This is a genomic window from Solidesulfovibrio magneticus RS-1, assembly GCF_000010665.1.
Classification (GTDB): domain Bacteria; phylum Desulfobacterota; class Desulfovibrionia; order Desulfovibrionales; family Desulfovibrionaceae; genus Solidesulfovibrio; species Solidesulfovibrio magneticus.
Window position 1 is genome coordinate 2,361,828 of record NC_012796.1, and the last position, 18,315, is coordinate 2,380,142.

General features: G+C 66.0%; 17 protein-coding genes. 10 read left to right on the plus strand and 7 right to left on the minus strand.

Annotation, left to right across the window (positions count from 1 at the left end):
- Positions 1–4: 4 nt before the first annotated feature.
- From selD to DMR_RS09915, 5 genes are read right to left on the minus strand one after another with little or no spacing between them, the layout of a single operon-like run.
- On the minus strand, positions 5–1,051 hold the full coding sequence (gene selD / locus DMR_RS09895) for a selenide, water dikinase SelD (protein WP_081429602.1): 1,047 nt from the start codon (positions 1,049–1,051) through the stop codon (positions 5–7).
- Positions 1,048–1,263: a hypothetical protein gene (locus DMR_RS09900; RefSeq protein WP_043600433.1), complete on the minus strand. Its 216-nt coding sequence runs from the start codon at positions 1,261–1,263 to the stop codon at positions 1,048–1,050. The genes selD and DMR_RS09900 overlap by 4 nt, the downstream gene beginning before the upstream one ends.
- Positions 1,260–3,041, minus strand: coding sequence for an ABC transporter ATP-binding protein (locus tag DMR_RS09905; protein ID WP_015860768.1), 1,782 nt, complete (start codon positions 3,039–3,041; stop codon positions 1,260–1,262). Before DMR_RS09905 ends, DMR_RS09900 begins: the two co-directional genes overlap by 4 nt.
- The gene (locus tag DMR_RS09910) at positions 3,038–3,763 is read right to left on the minus strand and encodes a hypothetical protein (protein ID WP_015860769.1); all 726 of its coding nucleotides are present in this window, start codon (positions 3,761–3,763) and stop codon (positions 3,038–3,040) included. The genes DMR_RS09905 and DMR_RS09910 overlap by 4 nt, the downstream gene beginning before the upstream one ends.
- Positions 3,760–4,956: a LeuA family protein gene (locus DMR_RS09915; protein WP_043600436.1), complete on the minus strand. Its 1,197-nt coding sequence runs from the start codon at positions 4,954–4,956 to the stop codon at positions 3,760–3,762. Before DMR_RS09915 ends, DMR_RS09910 begins: the two co-directional genes overlap by 4 nt.
- A 210-nt stretch (positions 4,957–5,166) precedes the next feature.
- Here DMR_RS09915 and elbB point away from each other — a divergent pair, with 210 nt between their 5' ends.
- From elbB to DMR_RS09960, 9 genes are all read left to right on the plus strand, one after another.
- Positions 5,167–5,841 (plus strand): isoprenoid biosynthesis glyoxalase ElbB, encoded by a 675-nt coding sequence (gene elbB, locus DMR_RS09920; RefSeq protein ID WP_015860771.1) that lies wholly within the window; start codon positions 5,167–5,169, stop codon positions 5,839–5,841.
- Between the two features lie 78 nt (positions 5,842–5,919).
- Entirely contained in the window at positions 5,920–6,756 is an 837-nt protein-coding gene (locus DMR_RS09925; RefSeq protein WP_015860772.1) for a carbohydrate deacetylase, read from the plus strand.
- A gap of 44 nt (positions 6,757–6,800) precedes the next feature.
- Positions 6,801–7,982, plus strand: coding sequence for an alcohol dehydrogenase-like regulatory protein ErcA (gene ercA, locus DMR_RS09930; RefSeq protein ID WP_015860773.1), 1,182 nt, complete (start codon positions 6,801–6,803; stop codon positions 7,980–7,982).
- Positions 7,954–9,672 (plus strand): sensor histidine kinase, encoded by a 1,719-nt coding sequence (locus tag DMR_RS09935; protein WP_015860774.1) that lies wholly within the window; start codon positions 7,954–7,956, stop codon positions 9,670–9,672. Before ercA ends, DMR_RS09935 begins: the two co-directional genes overlap by 29 nt.
- Positions 9,673–9,750: 78 nt before the next feature.
- Positions 9,751–11,589, plus strand: a complete 1,839-nt coding sequence (gene typA / locus DMR_RS09940) for a translational GTPase TypA (protein ID WP_015860775.1) — start codon at positions 9,751–9,753, stop codon at positions 11,587–11,589.
- A gap of 370 nt (positions 11,590–11,959) precedes the next feature.
- The gene (locus DMR_RS09945) at positions 11,960–13,420 is read left to right on the plus strand and encodes a PP2C family protein-serine/threonine phosphatase (protein WP_327194906.1); all 1,461 of its coding nucleotides are present in this window, start codon (positions 11,960–11,962) and stop codon (positions 13,418–13,420) included.
- Positions 13,421–13,482: 62 nt separating this feature from the next.
- Positions 13,483–14,385 carry a hypothetical protein gene (locus DMR_RS09950; RefSeq protein ID WP_015860777.1) on the plus strand — a complete coding sequence of 301 codons (903 nt, stop codon included), beginning with the start codon at positions 13,483–13,485 and terminating at the stop codon, positions 14,383–14,385.
- Positions 14,386–14,402: 17 nt separating this feature from the next.
- A complete protein-coding gene (locus DMR_RS09955) occupies positions 14,403–15,224 on the plus strand; it encodes a nitroreductase family protein (RefSeq protein WP_015860778.1) in 822 nt (273 codons plus the stop codon).
- 92 nt (positions 15,225–15,316) lie between these two features.
- Entirely contained in the window at positions 15,317–15,847 is a 531-nt protein-coding gene (locus tag DMR_RS09960; protein WP_043600439.1) for a hypothetical protein, read from the plus strand.
- Positions 15,848–15,925: 78 nt separating this feature from the next.
- Here DMR_RS09960 and DMR_RS09965 read toward each other — a convergent pair whose 3' ends face one another.
- Positions 15,926–16,588: an NAD(P)/FAD-dependent oxidoreductase gene (locus tag DMR_RS09965; RefSeq protein WP_015860779.1), complete on the minus strand. Its 663-nt coding sequence runs from the start codon at positions 16,586–16,588 to the stop codon at positions 15,926–15,928.
- A gap of 224 nt (positions 16,589–16,812) precedes the next feature.
- On the opposite strand from DMR_RS09965, the gene DMR_RS09970 reads away from it, so the two are divergent.
- Positions 16,813–17,445 carry a hypothetical protein gene (locus DMR_RS09970; protein ID WP_015860780.1) on the plus strand — a complete coding sequence of 211 codons (633 nt, stop codon included), beginning with the start codon at positions 16,813–16,815 and terminating at the stop codon, positions 17,443–17,445.
- Positions 17,446–17,532: 87 nt separating this feature from the next.
- Here the strand turns inward: DMR_RS09970 and hisF are convergent, their stop codons facing one another.
- Complete coding sequence (gene hisF / locus DMR_RS09975; RefSeq protein ID WP_015860781.1) at positions 17,533–18,312, minus strand: imidazole glycerol phosphate synthase subunit HisF; 780 nt, start codon at positions 18,310–18,312, stop codon at positions 17,533–17,535.
- Between the last annotated feature and the right edge of the window lie 3 nt (positions 18,313–18,315).

Sequence of the window (18,315 nt, forward strand, 5' to 3'; positions counted from 1 at the left end):
TGCGCTAAGGCGTGATCCGCAACCGCGCCTTCCCGTCCTCCATCTCCGCCACTCGCCCGATGACCGCCGCCAGATCGCCGGCCGCTTCCAACATCGCCTGCGCCGCCGTGACTTTTTCCGCCGGCACGGCCAGCACAAGTCCGCCGGAGGTCTGGGCGTCGAACACCAGATCGCAGCGGATGGGGTCCATGCCCGAAGCCCACGACACGTCTCCGGAGCAATGCCGTTTGTTGGCGAAGCTGCCGGCTGGCAACATGCCGTAGCCGGCCAGTTCCACGGCCTCGGGCAAAAACGGGATGGACGCCAGCGACAGCTCTACCGCGACCTTGGAGGCCGTCGCCATCTCCAGCACATGGCCGCCCAGGCCAAAGCCGGTGACGTCGGTGGCTGCCCGCAGGCCCAGTTCCCGGATGACCCGGCCTCCAGCGGCATTCAAGCGACCAGCCCACTTTCCCAGAAGCGCTTCCAGGGCCGCCTTGTCGCCGAAATCGCCCTTAAGCGCCGTGGCCAGGACGCCGGTCCCCAGCGGTTTGGTGAGCACCAGCACGTCGCCGGGCACAAGCCCGGTGTTCGAGGCAAAGGCGTCGGCCTCGACCAGCCCGGAGACGGACAGCCCGTACTTGATCTCGTCGTCCTCGACGCTGTGTCCCCCGGCCGGCACGGCTCCGGCTTCCAGCACCGCTTCCAGCCCGCCGCGCAGGATCTCGCCCAGGATGGCCGTGTCCATGGTCTTGGCCGGAAAACACACGATGTTCATGGCGGCCAGCGGTACCCCACCCATGGCGTAGACGTCGGACAGGGCATTGACCGCCGCGATGCGGCCGAACAAAAACGGGTCGTTGACGATGGGCGTGAAGAAATCCACCGTCTGCACCAGCCCCCGGCCGTCGGGAAGCCGCACAATAGCAGCGTCCTCGTTGACTCCCTGGCCGGTGAGCAGACGCGGATCGGATATGTGGGGAAGCCCCCGCAAGACGGCCGCCAGGTCCCCTGGGGCGATCTTGGCCGCTCAGCCGGCGGCTTTGACGGTCTTGACCAGTTCGATGCTCATGGGGTCTCCGTGTCGATGGCCTGGGAAAGATCATGCGCCAGGGCCTCGGCGTCAAGGCCGTACCGGGCGCAAAGCACAGGCAGGGTTTCGAAAAGGGCCTCGCACAGGATGCAGCAGCCAGCCGAAGCGTCATAGCGCCGAAATACGCCCTCCGTAGCCGGATGGGTGGCTACCAGATCAAGAACGGTGGTCGTGGCCGGATCAAAGCTCACGGTGTGGCCTCGGCTCCGCTTTGCACGGCCCACATGCCGGCGTAGACGCCGCCCGAGGCAAGAAGCGCCTCGTGGTCGCCGCGCTCCACCACGCAGCCGTCGACCACGACCAAAATGAGGTCGCACTGGCGCACGGTGGACAGGCGATGGGCCACGGCCAGGGTAAGGCGGCCCTGCCGCAAGGCGTGGAGGTTTTGCTGGATGAGCGCCTCGGTGCGGGTGTCCACGGCCGAAGTGGCCTCGTCGAGAAGCAGGATGGCCGGATCGCGCAGGATGGCCCGGGCCAGGGACACGCGCTGGCGTTCGCCGCCGGAAAGCTTCATGCCGCGCTCGCCGATGACCGTGTCGTAGCCGTCGGGCAGGTTCATGATGCGCTCGTCGATGCCGGCCATGGCGGCGGCCCGGCGCACGGCGGCCAGATCGGCGGCCGGATCGCCAAGCAGGATGTTTTCCGCCGCCGTGCCGTGAAACAGGAACGCGTCCTGGGACACGTAGCCAAGCCGGCCGCGATAGCTGGCCAGGGTCAGGCCGGACAGGGGCGCGCCGTTGACGGTGATCTGGCCGCTGGTCGGTTCGTAGTAGCGCAGCAGCAGCTTGACCAGGGTGGATTTGCCGGCCCCGGTGGGGCCGACCACGCCCACCGACTGGCCAAGGCCGACGGCAAAGCTCACGCCGTGAATGACCGGCTCGCGGCCGGGATAGGCGAAGCGGACGTTGTCGAAGCGGATCTCCTCGGGGCGCGCCGTCAAGGGCACGGCGTCCGACCGGTCGGCCACCCGGGGTTCGGTAGCCAAAAGCTCGGCGATGCGCGCGGCGGCGGCTTCCGAACGCTGGATTTGGTTGATGAGCATGCCGAAGACAAAAAGCGGCAGCACCAGCCGGGCGGCGAACAGCGTAAAGGTGGTGTAGTCGCCGACGGTCGGGCCGGAACCCGAGGCCACCAGCCAGCCGCCGCCGGCAAAGACCGCCGCGAAGGACACGCCGGCCACGGCGTAAAGGGCCGGAAGGAACTTGGCCCGCTCACCCTCGGCGGCCACGGCCTCGTCGCGGTAGGCGGCCGAACGGGCGGCCACGGCGGCATGGAGCCGGTCCTCGGCGGTGTAGGCCTGGATGACGCCCATGCCGGCGATGTTGTTTTCGAGCATCCCGGCGATGGCTCCGACCGCCTTGCGGGCGGCCCGGTAGCGCGGCTGCACCCGGGTGACGAACCGGCGCACGGCGAAGACGGCCAGGGGCAGGGGCGCGAAAAGGAGCAAGGCCAGCCGCCATTCCAGGAAGAAGAGGTAGCCGTAGATGCCCACAAAGGTGACCACGACCCGGATGATGGAGGTGCTGGCGTCGGTGAGAAAGCTCTCCAGGGTGTCCACGTCGCCGACCACCACGGACATGATGTCGCCGGTCTGCCTATCCTCGAAATAGGCCGGGTCCAGGGTCTGGAGCCGGCCGTAGAGGGCCAGGCGCAGGTCGTGGCGCACCTTCTGGGCGATGGCGGCCAGGGCGTAGTCCGAGCCGCTTTGGAAGATGGCCAGGAAAATAAAAGCCAGCAGCACGGCCAGGCCGTAGAGGGCGTAGGTTTGGGCGTCGGTTATGCCCGAGGTGGCGGCGTCGATGACCTTGCCGGCCAGGGCCAGGGGGAGCAGGTCGCAGGCCCGGGCCAGGACGTTGAGGCCAAGTCCCAGGCCCAGAGCGGCGCGGTAGGGGGCGAGGAAGCGGTAGAGCGTCCAGACATGGCGGCCGAAAAAGGGGCTTTTGCCCTGGAGGGAGGTGGTTGTCGTCATACGGCAAGCAGCAGGGCGGCGTAGGCCACGGCCCCCAGGCCAAAGGCCGGGGCGTTGCCGGAACCGTCCAGGGGGAGTTCGTCCTTCATGGTGTTCATGACCACGCCGCCGGCCAGAAAAGCAAAGAGCAGGGCCAGCACGGCTTCGTGGACATGGACAAGCGCGCCCAGGCCCCAGCCGGCCAGCACCGCGCCGGCCAGGACCTTGCGGCCCAGATGGCGGTAGCTGTCGGTGAAGTGGCGGCGCAGGCCATAGTCGTTGGCGGCCATGTGCAGGGCCATGGCCATGGCGTAGGTCACCAGGCTCAAGGGGCCGGGCACGACCCGGTTGACCAGCAGATAGCCGATCAGAAAATTGTAGAGAGCAAAGGACGTGAGATGCAGGCGGAAAACGCCCTGGGACGGCCCTAGGCGTGGGCCGTCGCGGCCGCCACGGGCCAGGATCGCCGCCCGCTCCAGGGAGTAGAAGACGAGCAGGCCGGCCAGGGCGATGAGAAAGACGTGGCGGTCCAGGAGCCCCACCCAGGCCCAGCCGGTCCGTGCGACGGTTTCCTGGCCGGCGCAGAGATCCGGAAACACATGGACAAAGACGTAGGCCACGGCCGCGCCGCCGGCCGCCGAAAGCCAGGGGCTTCGCGGCGCGGACAGGATAGGCGAAAGCAGGCGCACGTAAAGATGGAGCAGGGCCAGCGTCAAGGCGGCGGCCAGGCTTGCCCAGATCATGCCGCCCCGTCCTGCCGGGCGGCGGCGGCGGCCCGGCGCAGCAGGCCTTCCTCGTCGCGCCAGGCGTCCTTGTCGGCGTCCTTGACCAGCCGGCTGGCCCGGGAAAGCTCGTCAGCGGAAAGCGCGATGCCCAGTTCCGTGTAGCGCAGGGCCAGGGCGGCCTTGCCGGACAGGGGCGACAGCGGCAGCCGGATGCCTTCGGCCCCGACCAGTTCCGGCCGAAAGGGCAGATAGGTGTCCGGGTGCTTGAGCAGGCCGTCCTGATGCACCCCGGCGGCGGTGGCAAAGACGTTGGCCCCGGTCACGGCCTTGTTTGGCGGCAAGGTGAAGCCGGCGCGCTGGGCCACCAGCCGGCACAGGGCCGTGAGCCTGGTCGTGTCCACGTTTATCGCGCGGCGGTACTGGCCGGGATGCAGCGTCAGGGCCATGACCGTCTCTTCCAGGGCGGCGTTGCCGGCCCGTTCGCCGATGCCGCCCACGGTCAGGTGGACGATATCGGCTCCGGCGGCGATGGCGGCCAGGGTGTTGGCTGTGGCAAGGCCAAGATCATTGTGGAAATGCGCCCGCACCTTGACTCCGCGCGGCTGGGCCAGGCGGACGAGCATGGCGATGCGGCGGCGCGCGGTTTCGGGCGTCAGCACGCCCACGGTGTCGGGAAAGCCGATGGCCGTGGCCCCGGCGTCCATGGCGGCGGTATAGGCCTCGCGCAAAAACGCCGGTTCGGTGCGGCTGCCGTCCTCGCAGCCAAAGGTGACTCGGGCAAAACGCTGACGGGCGTAGGCCACGGACGAGGCGATCATGGCCAGACACTGGGCCTTGGTCTTGCCGAGCTTGTGGCGGCGGTGCAGGGGGCTAGTGGCCAGAAAGACGCCGACCCCGCGCCGCTCGGCCGGCGCGTCGCCTAGGGCTTGCCAGGCGGCGTCGACGTCGGCGTCAACGGCCCGGCAAAGGGCCATGATGAGCGGGCGTGCCGTGGCGGCGGCCACCTGCCGTACGGCCTCGATTTCGCCAGCCCCGCCGGCCGGAAAACCGGCCTCGATGACGTCCACCCCGGCCGCTTCCAGGGCCTGGGCGATGGCGACCTTGTCGTTGATGGAAAAATGCACGCCGGGCATCTGCGCGCCGTCGCGCAGGGTGGTGTCGGAGATGATGAGGGGAGAGAGGGAAACCGTGGCGGCCATACGCTTGGACATGCGCCCTTTTGCGCCGTTTTTCCGCCAAAAGCAACGTCCCGACAACCGTCACGCCTGGAGCGGAATTTAGGGGACGTCACGACGGTATTGTCAAATCGTGCCGGCCCTGGGACTTGGGCATGGAACGATTTGACGCAGGACAGGGCACAGGATAGCTTTTCCAAAGTCCGCCTTTCCCGGGGACGATACCAATGCTTGACGGAGGGGAACATGGCGACAATCGGCGTACTGCTGTCCGGTTGCGGCGTCCTGGACGGCTCGGAGATCCACGAGGCCACCCTGACCCTGCTCTATTTGCACAAGGCCGGAGCCAAGGTCGTGTGTCTGGCTCCGGAAATGACTGTCGAGGCCATGGACCATGGGGCCAAAAAGCCCATGGGCGAGAAGCGCAATGTTCGCGTCGAGGCCGCCCGCATCGCCCGGGGGCCGGTTGTCGACGCAGCCGAGGTGGGCGTGGCCGACCTGGACGCGCTTATTTTGCCGGGCGGCTTTGGCGCGGCGAAAAATCTGTGCGACTTCGCGGATAAGGGCGGCAAAGGCACTGTGTTGCCGTCGGTCGCGGCGCTCATCAAGGCCATGCATGCGGCCAAAAAGCCCATTGGCGCCATCTGCATCGCCCCGGCCGTGCTGGCCCTGGCGTTGGGCGAGCACCATCCCCGGCTGACCATCGGCAACGATGCCGGCACGGCCCAAGCCGTCGGGGCGGCCGGCGGCGTCCATGTGGCTTGCCCGGTGGACGGTATCGTGGTGGACGAGACCAACCGGCTGGTGACGACCCCGGCCTACATGCTCGGGCCGGGCATCGCCGACATCGCCCTTGGTATTGAAAAACTGGTTGCCGCCGTGCTGGAAATGGCGGAGAACCGCCAGCCCCTCGACCTGTAGGGGGCTTGGTGGGGTCCAGAGGATTGGGCGGCGTTTGGGCCGCTGCAAGCGTTTCTGTTTTGGCGCAATGAGTGGTGCATGACCGTTTTACAAGGGTACAAATCAGCCCCCCTCGGGGACGGCGTCCAGGGACGGGCGCGGCGGCGGCTTTTTATCAATGCCGATGATTTCGGCCTCACCGACGGCGTGACGGCCGGCATCGCCGAGGCCTTGGCTGCCGGCGTGGTGGGCGGAACCACGGCCATGGTTTGCCCGGATGGAGCCGTGGAGCGTATTCGGCGCTGGGGTCAGGCGTTTGCCGGCCGGGTAGGGCTGCATCTCCAGCTTACCGGCAGCGCGCCCTGCCTGCCGCCCGGGGATATCCCGACCCTGGTTGGTTCCGACGGCCGGTTTCCGCGCAAAAAGGTGGCCGTGGTGGACGTCAACCCCGAAGAAGTCCGACGGGAATGGCGGGCGCAGTACCAGCGCTTCCTCGAAACCCGACTCGTACCCAGCCACCTCGACGCCCACCATCACATCCACAAGCGGCCCGAAGTTTTCGGGGTGTTCGTGGAGTTGGCCCGGGAGTGGGGCTTGCCGGCCCGGGCGCTGTCCGACGACATGCGCCAGGCCATGGACGCGGCGGGCGTGGCCCATGCCGACGTGTGCGTCACGCGGTTTTTTGGCGAGGACTTGACCACGGCCAAGCTCCTGTCCCTGGTGGACGCGGCCTTTGCCGCCCTTGGCGGCGAGGGCGTGGTGGAAATCATGTGCCACCCCGGCAAAAGCGACGCCGCCCTGGCTGCCATCAGCGTCTACGCCGACGCCCGTGAGGAAGAGCTGGCCGTCCTGGCCGCGCCCGGATTGGCCAAGGCCCTGGCCGGCCTTGGCGTGGCGGTCATCGGCCCGGATGGATTGGCCGCGCCGGTGGCCTGACGCCCACGGTTTCCGGCGCAAACGCCCAAGACAAGGAACACGCCATGCCGCAAAAACTGCTGTTGTCCATGCGCAAGTTCGTGGCCCCGGAGTTTGTATTCGGTCGCGGCGGACTGGCCCTGGCCGGACGACAAGCGGCCGGGCTTGGGGTGCGCCGGGCGCTTGTGGTGGCCGATCCCGGACTTTTCCCGTTTGGCTGGCCCCAGCAGGTCGAGGAGAGTCTGGCCCAGGCCGGCGTGGCCACGGTCCTTTTTAGCGACCTGAGCAGCAACCCGCGTGACCACGAGGTCATGGACGGAGCGGCCGTTTTTGCCGAAACCGGCTGCGACGCCATTGTGGCCGTGGGCGGCGGCTCGGCCATGGACTGCGGCAAGGCCATCGGCATCGTTTCGGCCAACAAGCGCCATGTGCTCGAATTCGAGGGCATCGATAACGTCGAGCGCCCCGGCCCGCCGCTTCTGTGCGTGCCGACCACGGCCGGCACCGGAGCCGAGGTGTCCCAGTTCGCCATCATCACCGACACCCAGAACCGCCGCAAGGTGGTCATCGCCAGCAAGACGCTCATTCCCGACGCGGCGCTCATTGATCCCGACGTCACCGTGACCATGCCGCCGGACCTGACCGCCCACACCGGCCTCGACGCCTTGACCCACGCCGTGGAGGCCTACGTGTCGAGCGCCAGCGGCCCGGTCACCGATCTTTTCGCCCTGGAGGCGGCCCGACTGGTCGCCGCCGCCCTGCCAGTCGCCCTGGCCGACCCCGGCGACATTGAAGCCCGAGGTTCCATGCTTCTGGCCAGCCTTTACGCCGGTCTGGCCTTTTCCAACGCCATCCTCGGCGCGGTCCATGCCCTATCCCACAGTCTCGGGGGCATGCTCGACCTGCCCCATGGCCTGTGCAACGCGATTTTGCTTGACCATGTCATTGCCTACAACTACGACTCCGCCCCGGAGCGCTACGACGCCTTGGGACAGGCCCTTGGCGCGGCCATGGAGCCTGGCGCGTCCCAGGACTGCCGGCGCGCGGCTGTGGTCCAGGCCTTTTCCGATTTCAAGCGCCGCCTGGGCGTGACCCAGGGACTGGCTGAACTCGGCATCTCCCCGGCGGTTTTCGTCGATCTGGCCAGGCGCGCCCTGGATGATCCCTGCATGCTCACCAACCCCAGAAAGCCCACCCTGGCCGAACTCGAAGCCGTCTATGCCAGCGCCAGCCGATCCCTCGCCTAGGGCCGACGAACGCCTCACCCGGTTGCTCGGGTTTGGCGAACATTCGGTCAGCAAGAGCTATTATCCCGAGCTGCGCCGCCGCCTGGAGGAGCTTGAGCGCTTCCGTTCGCTTTTGGACCAGACCGGCGACGCCATTTTTCTCGTGGATGTGGCCACGGGGCGCATCGCCGACGCGGCCGGCGCGGCCGGGGCCATGTTGCGGCAGGAGCGCGGCGATCTGCGGGGACTGCCCTTTGAGCATTTTCTGCCTCCCGACGCCGTGTTGCGGCTGCGGGGGCTTTTTTCCGGCGATTTCGCCGCCGGGCGCGTGGAGACGAGCCTGTCGCGTCCGGGCGACGAGGCCGGCGGCAGCCTGCCTGTGGAGATGACCTTTCGCCTGGCCCAGGGCGAGGCCGGCCGGGTCGCCGTCATCGTGGCCCGAGACGTCACCGAGCGCAAAAAAAATGAGGAAGCCCTGCGTCGGGCCGAGGAACGCTACCGGGGCATCGTGGAAAACGCCGCCGAAGGCATCTTCCAGAGCACCCTTTCCGGTCGGCTCATGAACGCCAACCCGGCCCTGGCCGCGATCCTGGGCTACGCCAACCCCGACGACCTCCTGCGCCACGTCAAAAGCGTGGTGGACGAGGTGGTGGCCGCTCCCGAGGACCGTCACCGCATCCGCTCCGAGCTGGACCGCTACGATGAAGTAAAAAACCTCGAAGTCCAACTCATCACCAAATCCGGTGCGCACATTTGGGGCCTTATTAACGCCCGCCGCATCCGGGGTGAGGAGGGCACGCCCGAGCGCTTCGACGGCTCGGTCCAGGACGTCACCATCCGCAAACAGGCCGAGCAGACGCTTATCCGCTACCACGACGAGCTTGAGCAGCGCGTGGCCGAGCGCACCGCCGAACTCACCCGTATAAACGAGCGCCTCGTCCACGAAGTGACCATCCGCAAGCGCGCCGAGGAAGCGGCCGAGGCCGCCAACCGGGCCAAGTCCGATTTTTTGTCCATGGTCTCCCACGAGATCCGCACGCCCCTGACCTCGGTCCTCGGCTTTGCCGTGCTCATCAAAAAGCGACTGGCCAGACTCCTGCCCGCCTCGGCCGTGGATACGCCCAAAAAGCGCCTCCAGGCCGAGCAGATCCAGGACAACCTGGACATCATCGTGGCCGAGGGAGAGCGGCTTAAGCACCTCATCAACGACGTGCTCGATCTGGCCAAGCTCGAAGCCGGTAAGATGGCTTTTAAGTCCGAGCCCGTGGACCCGGCCGAAGTGGTGCGCCACGTCATGAACGCCTCGGCTGGACTGTTGCAAAATACGAACATCGTCCTGGACACCCGCATCGAGGGCCGTCTGCCCCTGGTCCGGGGCGACCGCGACCGGCTGATTCAGGTGCTGGTCAACCTCGTCTCCAACGCTATCAAGTTCACCGACCAGGGGTATGTCGCCTGCCGGGCCAGGGCTCAGGGCAACACCATCGTCATCGAGGTCAGCGACACCGGCATCGGCATCCCGGAATCCGAACAGGGCAAGGTGTTTGAGAAGTTCAACCAGATCGGCGGCACGCTGACCAACAAGCCCAAGGGCACCGGATTGGGGTTGACCATCTGCAAACACATCGTGGAGTCACACGGCGGTCGCATTTTTTGTGTATCTCGGCCCGGAGCCGGCAGCACATTCACCTTTACGCTGCCGATTGCCTAAGTCCGCCTGTTGCGGTATGTCCCCGTCCCCCGGCGGCGTGGCCGCCGCCCGCCGCAAACGCCCTTGAAGGATTCCTGCATGAAAAACGTCGCCAGAAACGAAGCCCTGCGCAATATCGCCATCATCGCCCACGTCGACCACGGCAAGACCACCCTCGTGGATCACATGTTCCGCCAAAGCGGCCTGTTTCGCCAGAACCAGGAAGTCACGGACCGCATCATGGACAGCATGGATCTCGAGCGTGAGCGCGGCATCACCATTGCCGCGAAAAACTGTGCCGTGATCTGGAACGGCGTGAAGATCAACATCATCGACACCCCGGGCCACGCCGACTTCGGCGGCGAAGTGGAACGGGCGCTGTCCATGGTCGACGGCGCGGTGCTTCTGGTGGACGCTTCCGAAGGCCCGCTGCCCCAGACCCGGTTCGTGCTCAAAAAGACCCTGGATCGGGGATTGCCCGTTATCGTCGCGGTCAACAAGATCGACCGCAAGGACGCCCGGGTCGAGGAAGTCTTGAACGAAATTTACGACCTTTTCATCGACCTCGACGCCTCCGAGGAGCAGCTTGAATTTCCGGTTCTGTACGCCATCGGCCGCGAAGGCATCGCCAAGCGCGAGCTCGACGGCGAAGGGGCCGATCTGTCCCCGCTGTTTGAAACCATCCTGGCCGAGATCCCGGCTCCGTCCCACGATCCGAACGAGCCTTACCGGATGCTTGTCTCCGACCTCGGCTATTCCGAGTTCCTGGGCCGTCTGGCCGTTGGGCGCGTGGTCTCGGGCACGGCCCGCATCAACCAGACCCTAGTTCGCATCGACGAGGAAGGCGCGGTCAAGCCCCTTCGCGTCACCAAACTGCAGGTCTACGAAGGCCCCAAGCTCACCGAGACCGAGGCGGCCGAACCCGGCGACATCCTGGTCATTTCCGGCGTTGACGAGGTGACCATCGGCGACACCATCACCGTGGCCGACGCGCCTAAGGCCCTGCCGCGCATCAACGTGGACGAGCCCACCGTGTCCATGCGCTTTGCCATCAACACCTCGCCCTTTGTCGGACGCGAGGGCAAGTTCGTGCAGTCGGCCAAGCTGCGCGAGCGCCTTTACAAAGAGACCCTGCGCAACGTGGCCATCAAGGTCGAGGAGACCGAGGACAAGGATGCCTTTACGGTCAAGGGCCGGGGCGAATTCCAGATGGCCATCATCGTCGAAACCATGCGCCGCGAGGGCTTCGAACTGTCCGTGGGGCGTCCCGAGGTCATCTACAAGACCGAAGGCGGCGTGCGCAAGGAACCCGTCGAACACCTGTTTATCGACTGCGACGAGGCCTTTGTCGGCGTGGTCACCGAAAAACTCTCCATCCGCAAGGGCCGGATGCTCAATCTGGTCAACCATGGCTCGGGCCGGGTGCGCCTGGAATTCTCCATCCCGTCCCGGGGCCTTATCGGCTACCGCGACGAGTTTTTGACCGACACCAAGGGTACCGGCATCATGAACTCCATATTCCTGGGCTACGAGGAATACCGGGGCGACTTCCCCAGCCGGTTTACCGGCTCCATCGTCTGCGACCGGGAAGGTGTTGGCGTGCCCTATGCCCTGTTTAACCTCGAACCGCGCGGCCGGCTGTTCATCACCCCGGGCGAGCCGGTCTACGAGGGCATGATCGTTGGCGAGCACAACCGCGACAACGACATCAACGTCAATCCCTGCAAGGAAAAAAAGCTCACCAACATGCGCGCCTCGGGCAAGGATGAAAACGTCATCCTCTCGCCCGTGCTGCCCATGACCCTGGAGCGCGCCCTGCACTTCGTGCGCGAGGACGAGATGGTGGAGGTCACGCCGCTGTCCATTCGCCTGCGCAAGAGCGTGCTGCCCGCCAAGGACCGCCACGTCCTCGACGGCGCTAAGAAAAAAGACAAGTAAGAGAGAGAAGAGGCCTCCGGCGGCTGGGGGCCTGAGGCCCCCAGACCCCCCACCTGGGAAAAGGGTTAAGGGGGTTGGGTCCGTCTTGGCTGCAGCAGTCGGTGGAATGTCCCCGACGCCCTCGAAAAGGGGCGATGGAGACTATTAGATACGGAATATTGCGACGGCTTCTCCCGGGCAAGCACCCGGCGGGAAGCCGTCATTTTTGGCGTCGCGGCGGAGGCTGGTCGCGATTGCCAGCCCGCGCGCCTTCGGGCATGAGAGTGGCATGAATACGTTGCAGTCCATGCCCGGCCCCATCGGCATCGCCGTGCGCTACCTTGGCGTCGTGGTCCTGCTCGCCGCCTACGGCGGCCAGGTCTGACCCTTCATTGAGGCCGTGCCCCCCGTGAGCCTGGGGGCCATGCTCAGTCTTGCCTTTGCCGTCGCCTTGATGGCCCGGGGGCTTGTCCTGCGCCGTCTGGTCCTGTCCGCGCCGGCCGGGGAGCAGCCTGTGCGCCAGTTTGCCCTGGAGATGGGCGCGTGTCTGCTCGGCGGTCTGCTTACCGGTTTGACCATGGAAGCCTCCACGGGCTTTCCCTGGGCTCCCGGCTGGAAAATCGTGCTGGGAGCCACGGCCGCCGGGTTCTACCTTGGCTTGGAAGGGGCACTTTTGCGCCAGCGTGAGGTCGTCTTGCGGGCCAGAGAGGCCGGTTACGATCCGGTCTGGCGGCCCAAGCGCCTGCGCAGCCTTTCACGGCGCTTCTTGACCGTGGCCGCCACGGCAACGGTGCTGCTTTTGGGTATCTTTGGCCTCATCTGGGCCGGCGACGTGGACTGGCTGTCCACCCTGGACCGCGATCCGGCCGTGCTGGCCCAGGCCCGGTCCTCGGTCATCGTGGAAATCGCCTTTGTCATGGCCGTGCTGCTGCTTGGGGCGGCGAGGCTGATCCTGCTCTACGCCGGTAACCTGAAGCTGCTGTTCAACACCATCACCGAAGGTCTGGCCCGGGTGCGCCAGGGCGACCTGTCCGTGCGTCTGCCTCTGGCCACTTCCGACGAATTTGGCCTTATCGCCGCCGAGGCCAATTCCATGATCGAGGGCCTTTCCCATCGCCTGGCCCTGCTTGACGCCCTCAAGGTGGCCGAGGACGTGCAACGAAACCTGTTGCCGGCCGCGCCGCCGGACATCCCGGGCCTGGATATCGCGGCCTTGAGCGACTACTGCGACGAGACCGGCGGCGACTATTACGATTTCATCGAAACCGGACCGGGCCGCACGGCCATTGTCGTGGCCGACGTGGCCGGCCATGGCGTGGGGCCGGCGCTGCTCATGGCCTCGGCCCGGGCCACGGTGCGCATGGCCGCCGCCATGTATCCCGATCTCGGTTCTGTGGTCAGCGCCGTCAATTCCCGGGTGGCCGAGGACGTGTACGGCACCGGCCGGTTTTTGACGCTGTTTTATCTGGAGATCGACGTGGCCGCCCGGATGCTGCGCTGGGTGCGGGCCGGGCATGACCCGGCCTTCGTGGTGCAGCCTGGCCAAGAGGAGGCGACGCTGCTTGGCGGCGGCGGGCCGCCTCTTGGCGTGGTGGAGGGCTATCGGTACGTGGCCGAGTCCTGCCCCTGGCCGGCCGGCGGACTGGTGTTTATCGGCACAGACGGCATATGGGAAACCACCGGCGAAGGCGAGGGCATGTTCGGCAAGCGTCGGCTCGTCGATTTGCTGCGAAAAAATCTCGGCCGGCCCACGGCCCAGGTGCTTGAGGCCGTGCGCCACGACCTGGAGGCCTTCAGCCACGACAAGCCCCGGGAGGACGACATCACCATGGCGGCGGTCGCGTTTCCCTGAGGCCCTCCCGGTAGGCGGCTTGCTCGGCTCCCGGCCATGGGCTATGAAGCCCCGGACGCACCATGAAAACCCGCATCATCGACGTCGCCATCAATGTCTACGGCAAACCGGCACAGACCGCTCTGGCCCTGGTTTCCTTGCTGGCCCACAGCGGCCGGTTCATTGACCGTATCTACTTCAATGAAGAACCGGACGGACTCAATGCGGTTTTTGACCATGACGACCTGCTGGCCGCCTTGGGTGACCGGGTGGTGCGCCACCGGCCATCATTCATGAACTGGCGTTACGCCGTGGACGAAGCCCGTCTGGGTGACCCGGCTTATCGCCACGCCCTGCGCTACCAATACGCCTTCGAGCACTCCGACAAGCGGTATCTGCTCATCATCCACAATGACTGCGAGTTCACCGGCGACGTGGTCGGCTTGCTTCTCGGCGCGCTGGGGGCTCACAGCGGCGCAGGGGAGATCGGCCAATGCTGGCTGTGTCCGGCGGCCATGCTCGGACGCTGCGGCCCCGGGCGTTACCGTGACTATCGCCCGGATTTCGCCGAACTGGCCGCTCTCTACGACGCCATCGATCCTGCCGTTTATCGCCGCATGTATCTGCAGGAACCGACCGATGCCCTTCGAAATCGGCCCTGGCCCTTGCCGGAATGCCGGCTCAACGAATTTTGTTGCTTGTTGCGCCTGGACCGGGTTCGGCCCGATACCTGCCCGCAGGGTTTGGCCCGGCCTTTCGGCGCGTATGTGGACGTCGGCAACCCCTATACCGGCAACGGCATCCTCGACATCGGCGTGGCCTGGTTCGGCGACATGGTCCATTTGGGCCATTCTTTCGTCCATGTGCCCCTGGCTTCCTGCGTGCGACACGAAGGCGGCCACAGGTCGCTTTTCGCACCGGACGACTACGTGAAACGCGAAGAACAAGCGATTGCTGTCCTGCGCGACAAATACGGCGCGTCCTGACGCGCCTGGGAGCCGCAATGGCGCTTTTCACCGTTACCGATGCCTGCACCGGCTGCGGTCTGTGCGTGGCCGCCTGTCCGGCCAGTCTGGTGCGCCAGGCCAAGCCCGGCGACGCCCCCCATGCCCTGCCGGGCCGCGAAGCCCACTGCATCCGCTGCGGCCACTGCGTCATCGCCTGCCCCAAGCGGGCCTTTGTCCACGCCTTGCTTCCGGCCGAGGCCTTTGAACCCATCCGGCGCAAGGACCTGCCCACGCCGGCCGCCTTGCGCCACCTGCTCATGGCCCGGCGCTCCTGCCGGACCTACGCCCCGGAAACCCTTTTCCGCCAGGCCATCCTGGGGCTCATTGAGTCCGTGCGCCATGCGCCCACCGGCCATAACATGCGCGAGGTCGGCTGGGTGGTGGTGGACGGTCCCGAGCGCATGGACGCGGCCCGGACGCTCGTGCTGGACTGGATCGCCGCCGAGGTGGCGGCGGACACGCCCAAGGCCGCCGAACTGCATCTGGCCGGCGCGGCCCGGGCCGCCGCCCGGGGCAAGGACGTCATCTTTCGCGGCGCGCCCCATGTTGTCGTGGCCCATGCCCCGGCCGTGGGCATCAGTCCCGAGGTGGACGCGGTCATCGCCGCCTCGTGGCTGGAGATCGCGGCGGCCGCCGCCGGCTACGCCGCCTGCTGGTGCGGCTACCTGATGTTCGCCCTGGCCAGCCATCCGCCGGTGGGGCAGGCCCTGGGCATCCCGGCCGGCAACACGGGCTACGCCGCGCTGCTTCTGGGTAAGCCCGCCACCCGGGTCAAGTGGATACCGCCCAGGGAGATGCCGGAAGTTCTATTCTTCTGAGATACGGTATAGGCTTTTTGTTGACGTCGCTTCGTCTCTGTGGTCTGTGTCAGAAATGACAGGATACGCGAGAGAGGCGAGGTGTCTGTGACATGACGGAATTCCAAGCTTATCTGGTCGTCGCTTTGTCCGTGGCGGCGCTGTGCATTTCCCTTCTCAGCTATCTTTCCAGGAGAACTGCGCAAGCATCCGGGAAACGTCAAGCTTGGCATAATGCAGTCATTTCCTGGTCGTCCGGCGTGATGGATGAAATGGAGACGGTGCTGCATATTTTCAAGCAATTGAAATATGGCGCGTCCTTTGATGACGTCATGGATGAAATCGTCGTGTCGAAGAGCAACATCAGCGTGTTGTTGGATTACGGCGCGCTGTTGATCACCCAATCGCTGGATGCTGCGGGCAAAGAGGCTGTGTCGGGAGGGGAAAGTAAGGACGCCTTGAAAGCGGTTGCGGCGGTGCACGCCAGACTTTGCCGTGCCACGGATTCAGGCTGCCGCCTGGATGTGGAAGAAAGCATCCTGTATGTCGCGCAGTGTCGAAAAATGTTTATCGATGATATCCGGTCAAACATGGCGTTGGCAAGTCCAGACAACAGCGTGCCAGCAACACTCTGGAAAAATTAGTGTTGCTTCTGCTTTCTTTTCGCCAAACGCCCCGGCCGAGGTTCTCGGCTGGGGCGTTTGGCGTCAGGGCAAGGGGCTTCAGCCGAGCACAGCCTGCTTTATGGCCTCGATGCCCAGGCGCTCCACGAACCGGGCGGCCCGCTCGCGCTTCTTGGCGTTGGCGGCGTAGTAGCCGATAAGCTTCTCGGACAGCTCGATGACCTGCTCCTTGGTGAGATCCTCGGCCACCACGTCGCCGATCCGCGGCCGGGCTCCGGGGTGGCCGCCGAAAATAACCGTCCAGCCGGACTTTTTGCCCAGCACGCCTAGGTCGCGCACAAAGCTCTCCGAGCAGCAAAACGGACAGCCCGACACCGACAGCTTGAACTTGCCCGGCAGGTCGCGGCCGACAAAGAGCTTTTCCATCTCCAGTCCCAGCCCCAGGCTGTCCTGGACGCCGAACTTGCACACGCTGGTGCCCGGGCAGGCCTGGACGAAATGCACGCACAGTTCCAGGGCCTGGCCCACGTCCGTGCCCAGGTCCTTCCAAATGGCGTCCACGTCCTCGGCCTTGACCCCGACCAGGGCCAAACGCTGGCCGGAGGTGATCTTGACGATGGGGACGGCGTATTTCTTGACGACGAGGTTGAGGGCTTCGAGTACCTCGGGGGAAATAAGCCCCACCGGCGTGCGGGGGACGATGGCGTAGGTCTGCTGGTCACGCTGTAAAATGGCCCCGGTGGGGGCGTCGTTGGCGCTCATGGTGGCTCCTTTGCGGATGGTCTGAGGGGGATGGGGATATATGGGCCTGCGCAAGCTGCGATGGGCGGCCGGTCCGTTGTCCGAGGGCGGCCCGGGAGAGCGGCCGCCAAGGGATGACCTTAAACACGGATCGCGGCCTTTTGTCACCTTCAAAAAAACCGCCAGGGATGCCGGGTGGTTTGTCTTGACGGGTTTGGCGGCCGCCGGAGGGCGGAGGGCGGTCAATGCGCGAGGAAACAAAGCCTGGCGACGCGTTTTGCCCGGTGGCCGGCCTTGAGTCCGAGGCCTGCCTGGGCTACACACCCCGGACTACACCCCGCCGGGAGGCTGTCTTGGGCAAGCTCAACGTTGAAAAATTGTCCCCAAATCCGGAATTCGATCTGTTCTTGTATCTGCGTGTCTGCGGCGCACCCAAGGTCGAACAGCACGTCATCGATCTGTGCCAGTCCCAGTGGGACACCTTCAAGGAACACCTCAAGGGCTACCGCTTCGCTCCGGCCGGCTCCAAGCGCGGCGTGGTGCTCTATTTCCTGGAACCCGCCGCCGAGGGCCTGGTGGAGGAAGCCTGGGGCCGCTCGCCCACCGAAGGCTTCGCCATCCACAATCTGGCCGTGTCCATGGTCATGGCCGCCGCCGGGGAGCAGGTCCCGGAAATCGAGGCCGGGGCTTGCGCGCCCCTGCCCACCCCGGACCGCGACCTCAAACGCCGTATTGAGCGCCTGGGCCTGGTCTGGAACGAGGTCGGCAACGTCAGCGTGCAGTACGCCGTCATGACCCACGATCCCTATCTTGGCGGCTGCACCGTTTGCCATCTGCGCGCGTCCTGCCCCAAAAGCGACGTGCCCAAGGGCGCGTAAGGGCGATCAAACGGGCAGCGCCCGCAGCCAACGGAACGCCTCCGTCGGCTGCGGGCGCTGCCCGTTTATGGCTGGTTGATTGCCAGATCACCAGATGTTGCGGACCTTGACGCCTCGCTTGGCCATGTGGTCCTTGCAGTCCTTGATGCTGTATTCGCCGTAGTGGACGATGGAGGCGATGAGCGCGGCCGAAGCCTTGCCGGTGGTGACGGCGTCGGCCATGTGGTCGGGATTGCCGGCCCCACCCGAGGCGATGACCGGAATGGTGACGGCTTCGGCGATCATGCGCGTGAGCGTGAGTTCATAGCCGGTCTTGGCCCCGTCGGCGTCGATGGAGTTGCAGCAGATTTCGCCGGCTCCCAGGGCTTCGACGGTCCTGGCCCACTCCAGGGCGTCCAGGCCCATGGCCTTGCGGCCGCCGTGGATGACGATTTCATAGCCCGAAGGGATCTGTTCGGACACGCCGACATGCTTGACGTCCATGCCGACCACCACACACTGGGAGCCAAAGGCGGCCGCGCCCAGGCTGATGATGTCGGGGTTTTTGACGGCGGCGGAATTGACCGAGATTTTTTCCGCGCCGGCCAGCAGCACCGCCCGCATGTCCTCGACGGTGGAGATGCCGCCGCCCACGGAAAACGGGATGAAGATTTCCCGGGCCACCCGGTCCACCACGTCGAGCATGATGCCCCGGCCTTCGCTGGAGGCGGTGATGTCGTAGAAAACGAGTTCGTCGGCCCCGGCCTCGTAGTAGAGGCGGGCGGTCTCGACGGGATCGCCGATGTCCACGTTGCCTTGGAACTTGATGCCCTTGGTGAGCTTGCCGTCGCGGACGTCGAGGCAGGGAATGACGCGTTTGGAGAGCATGTG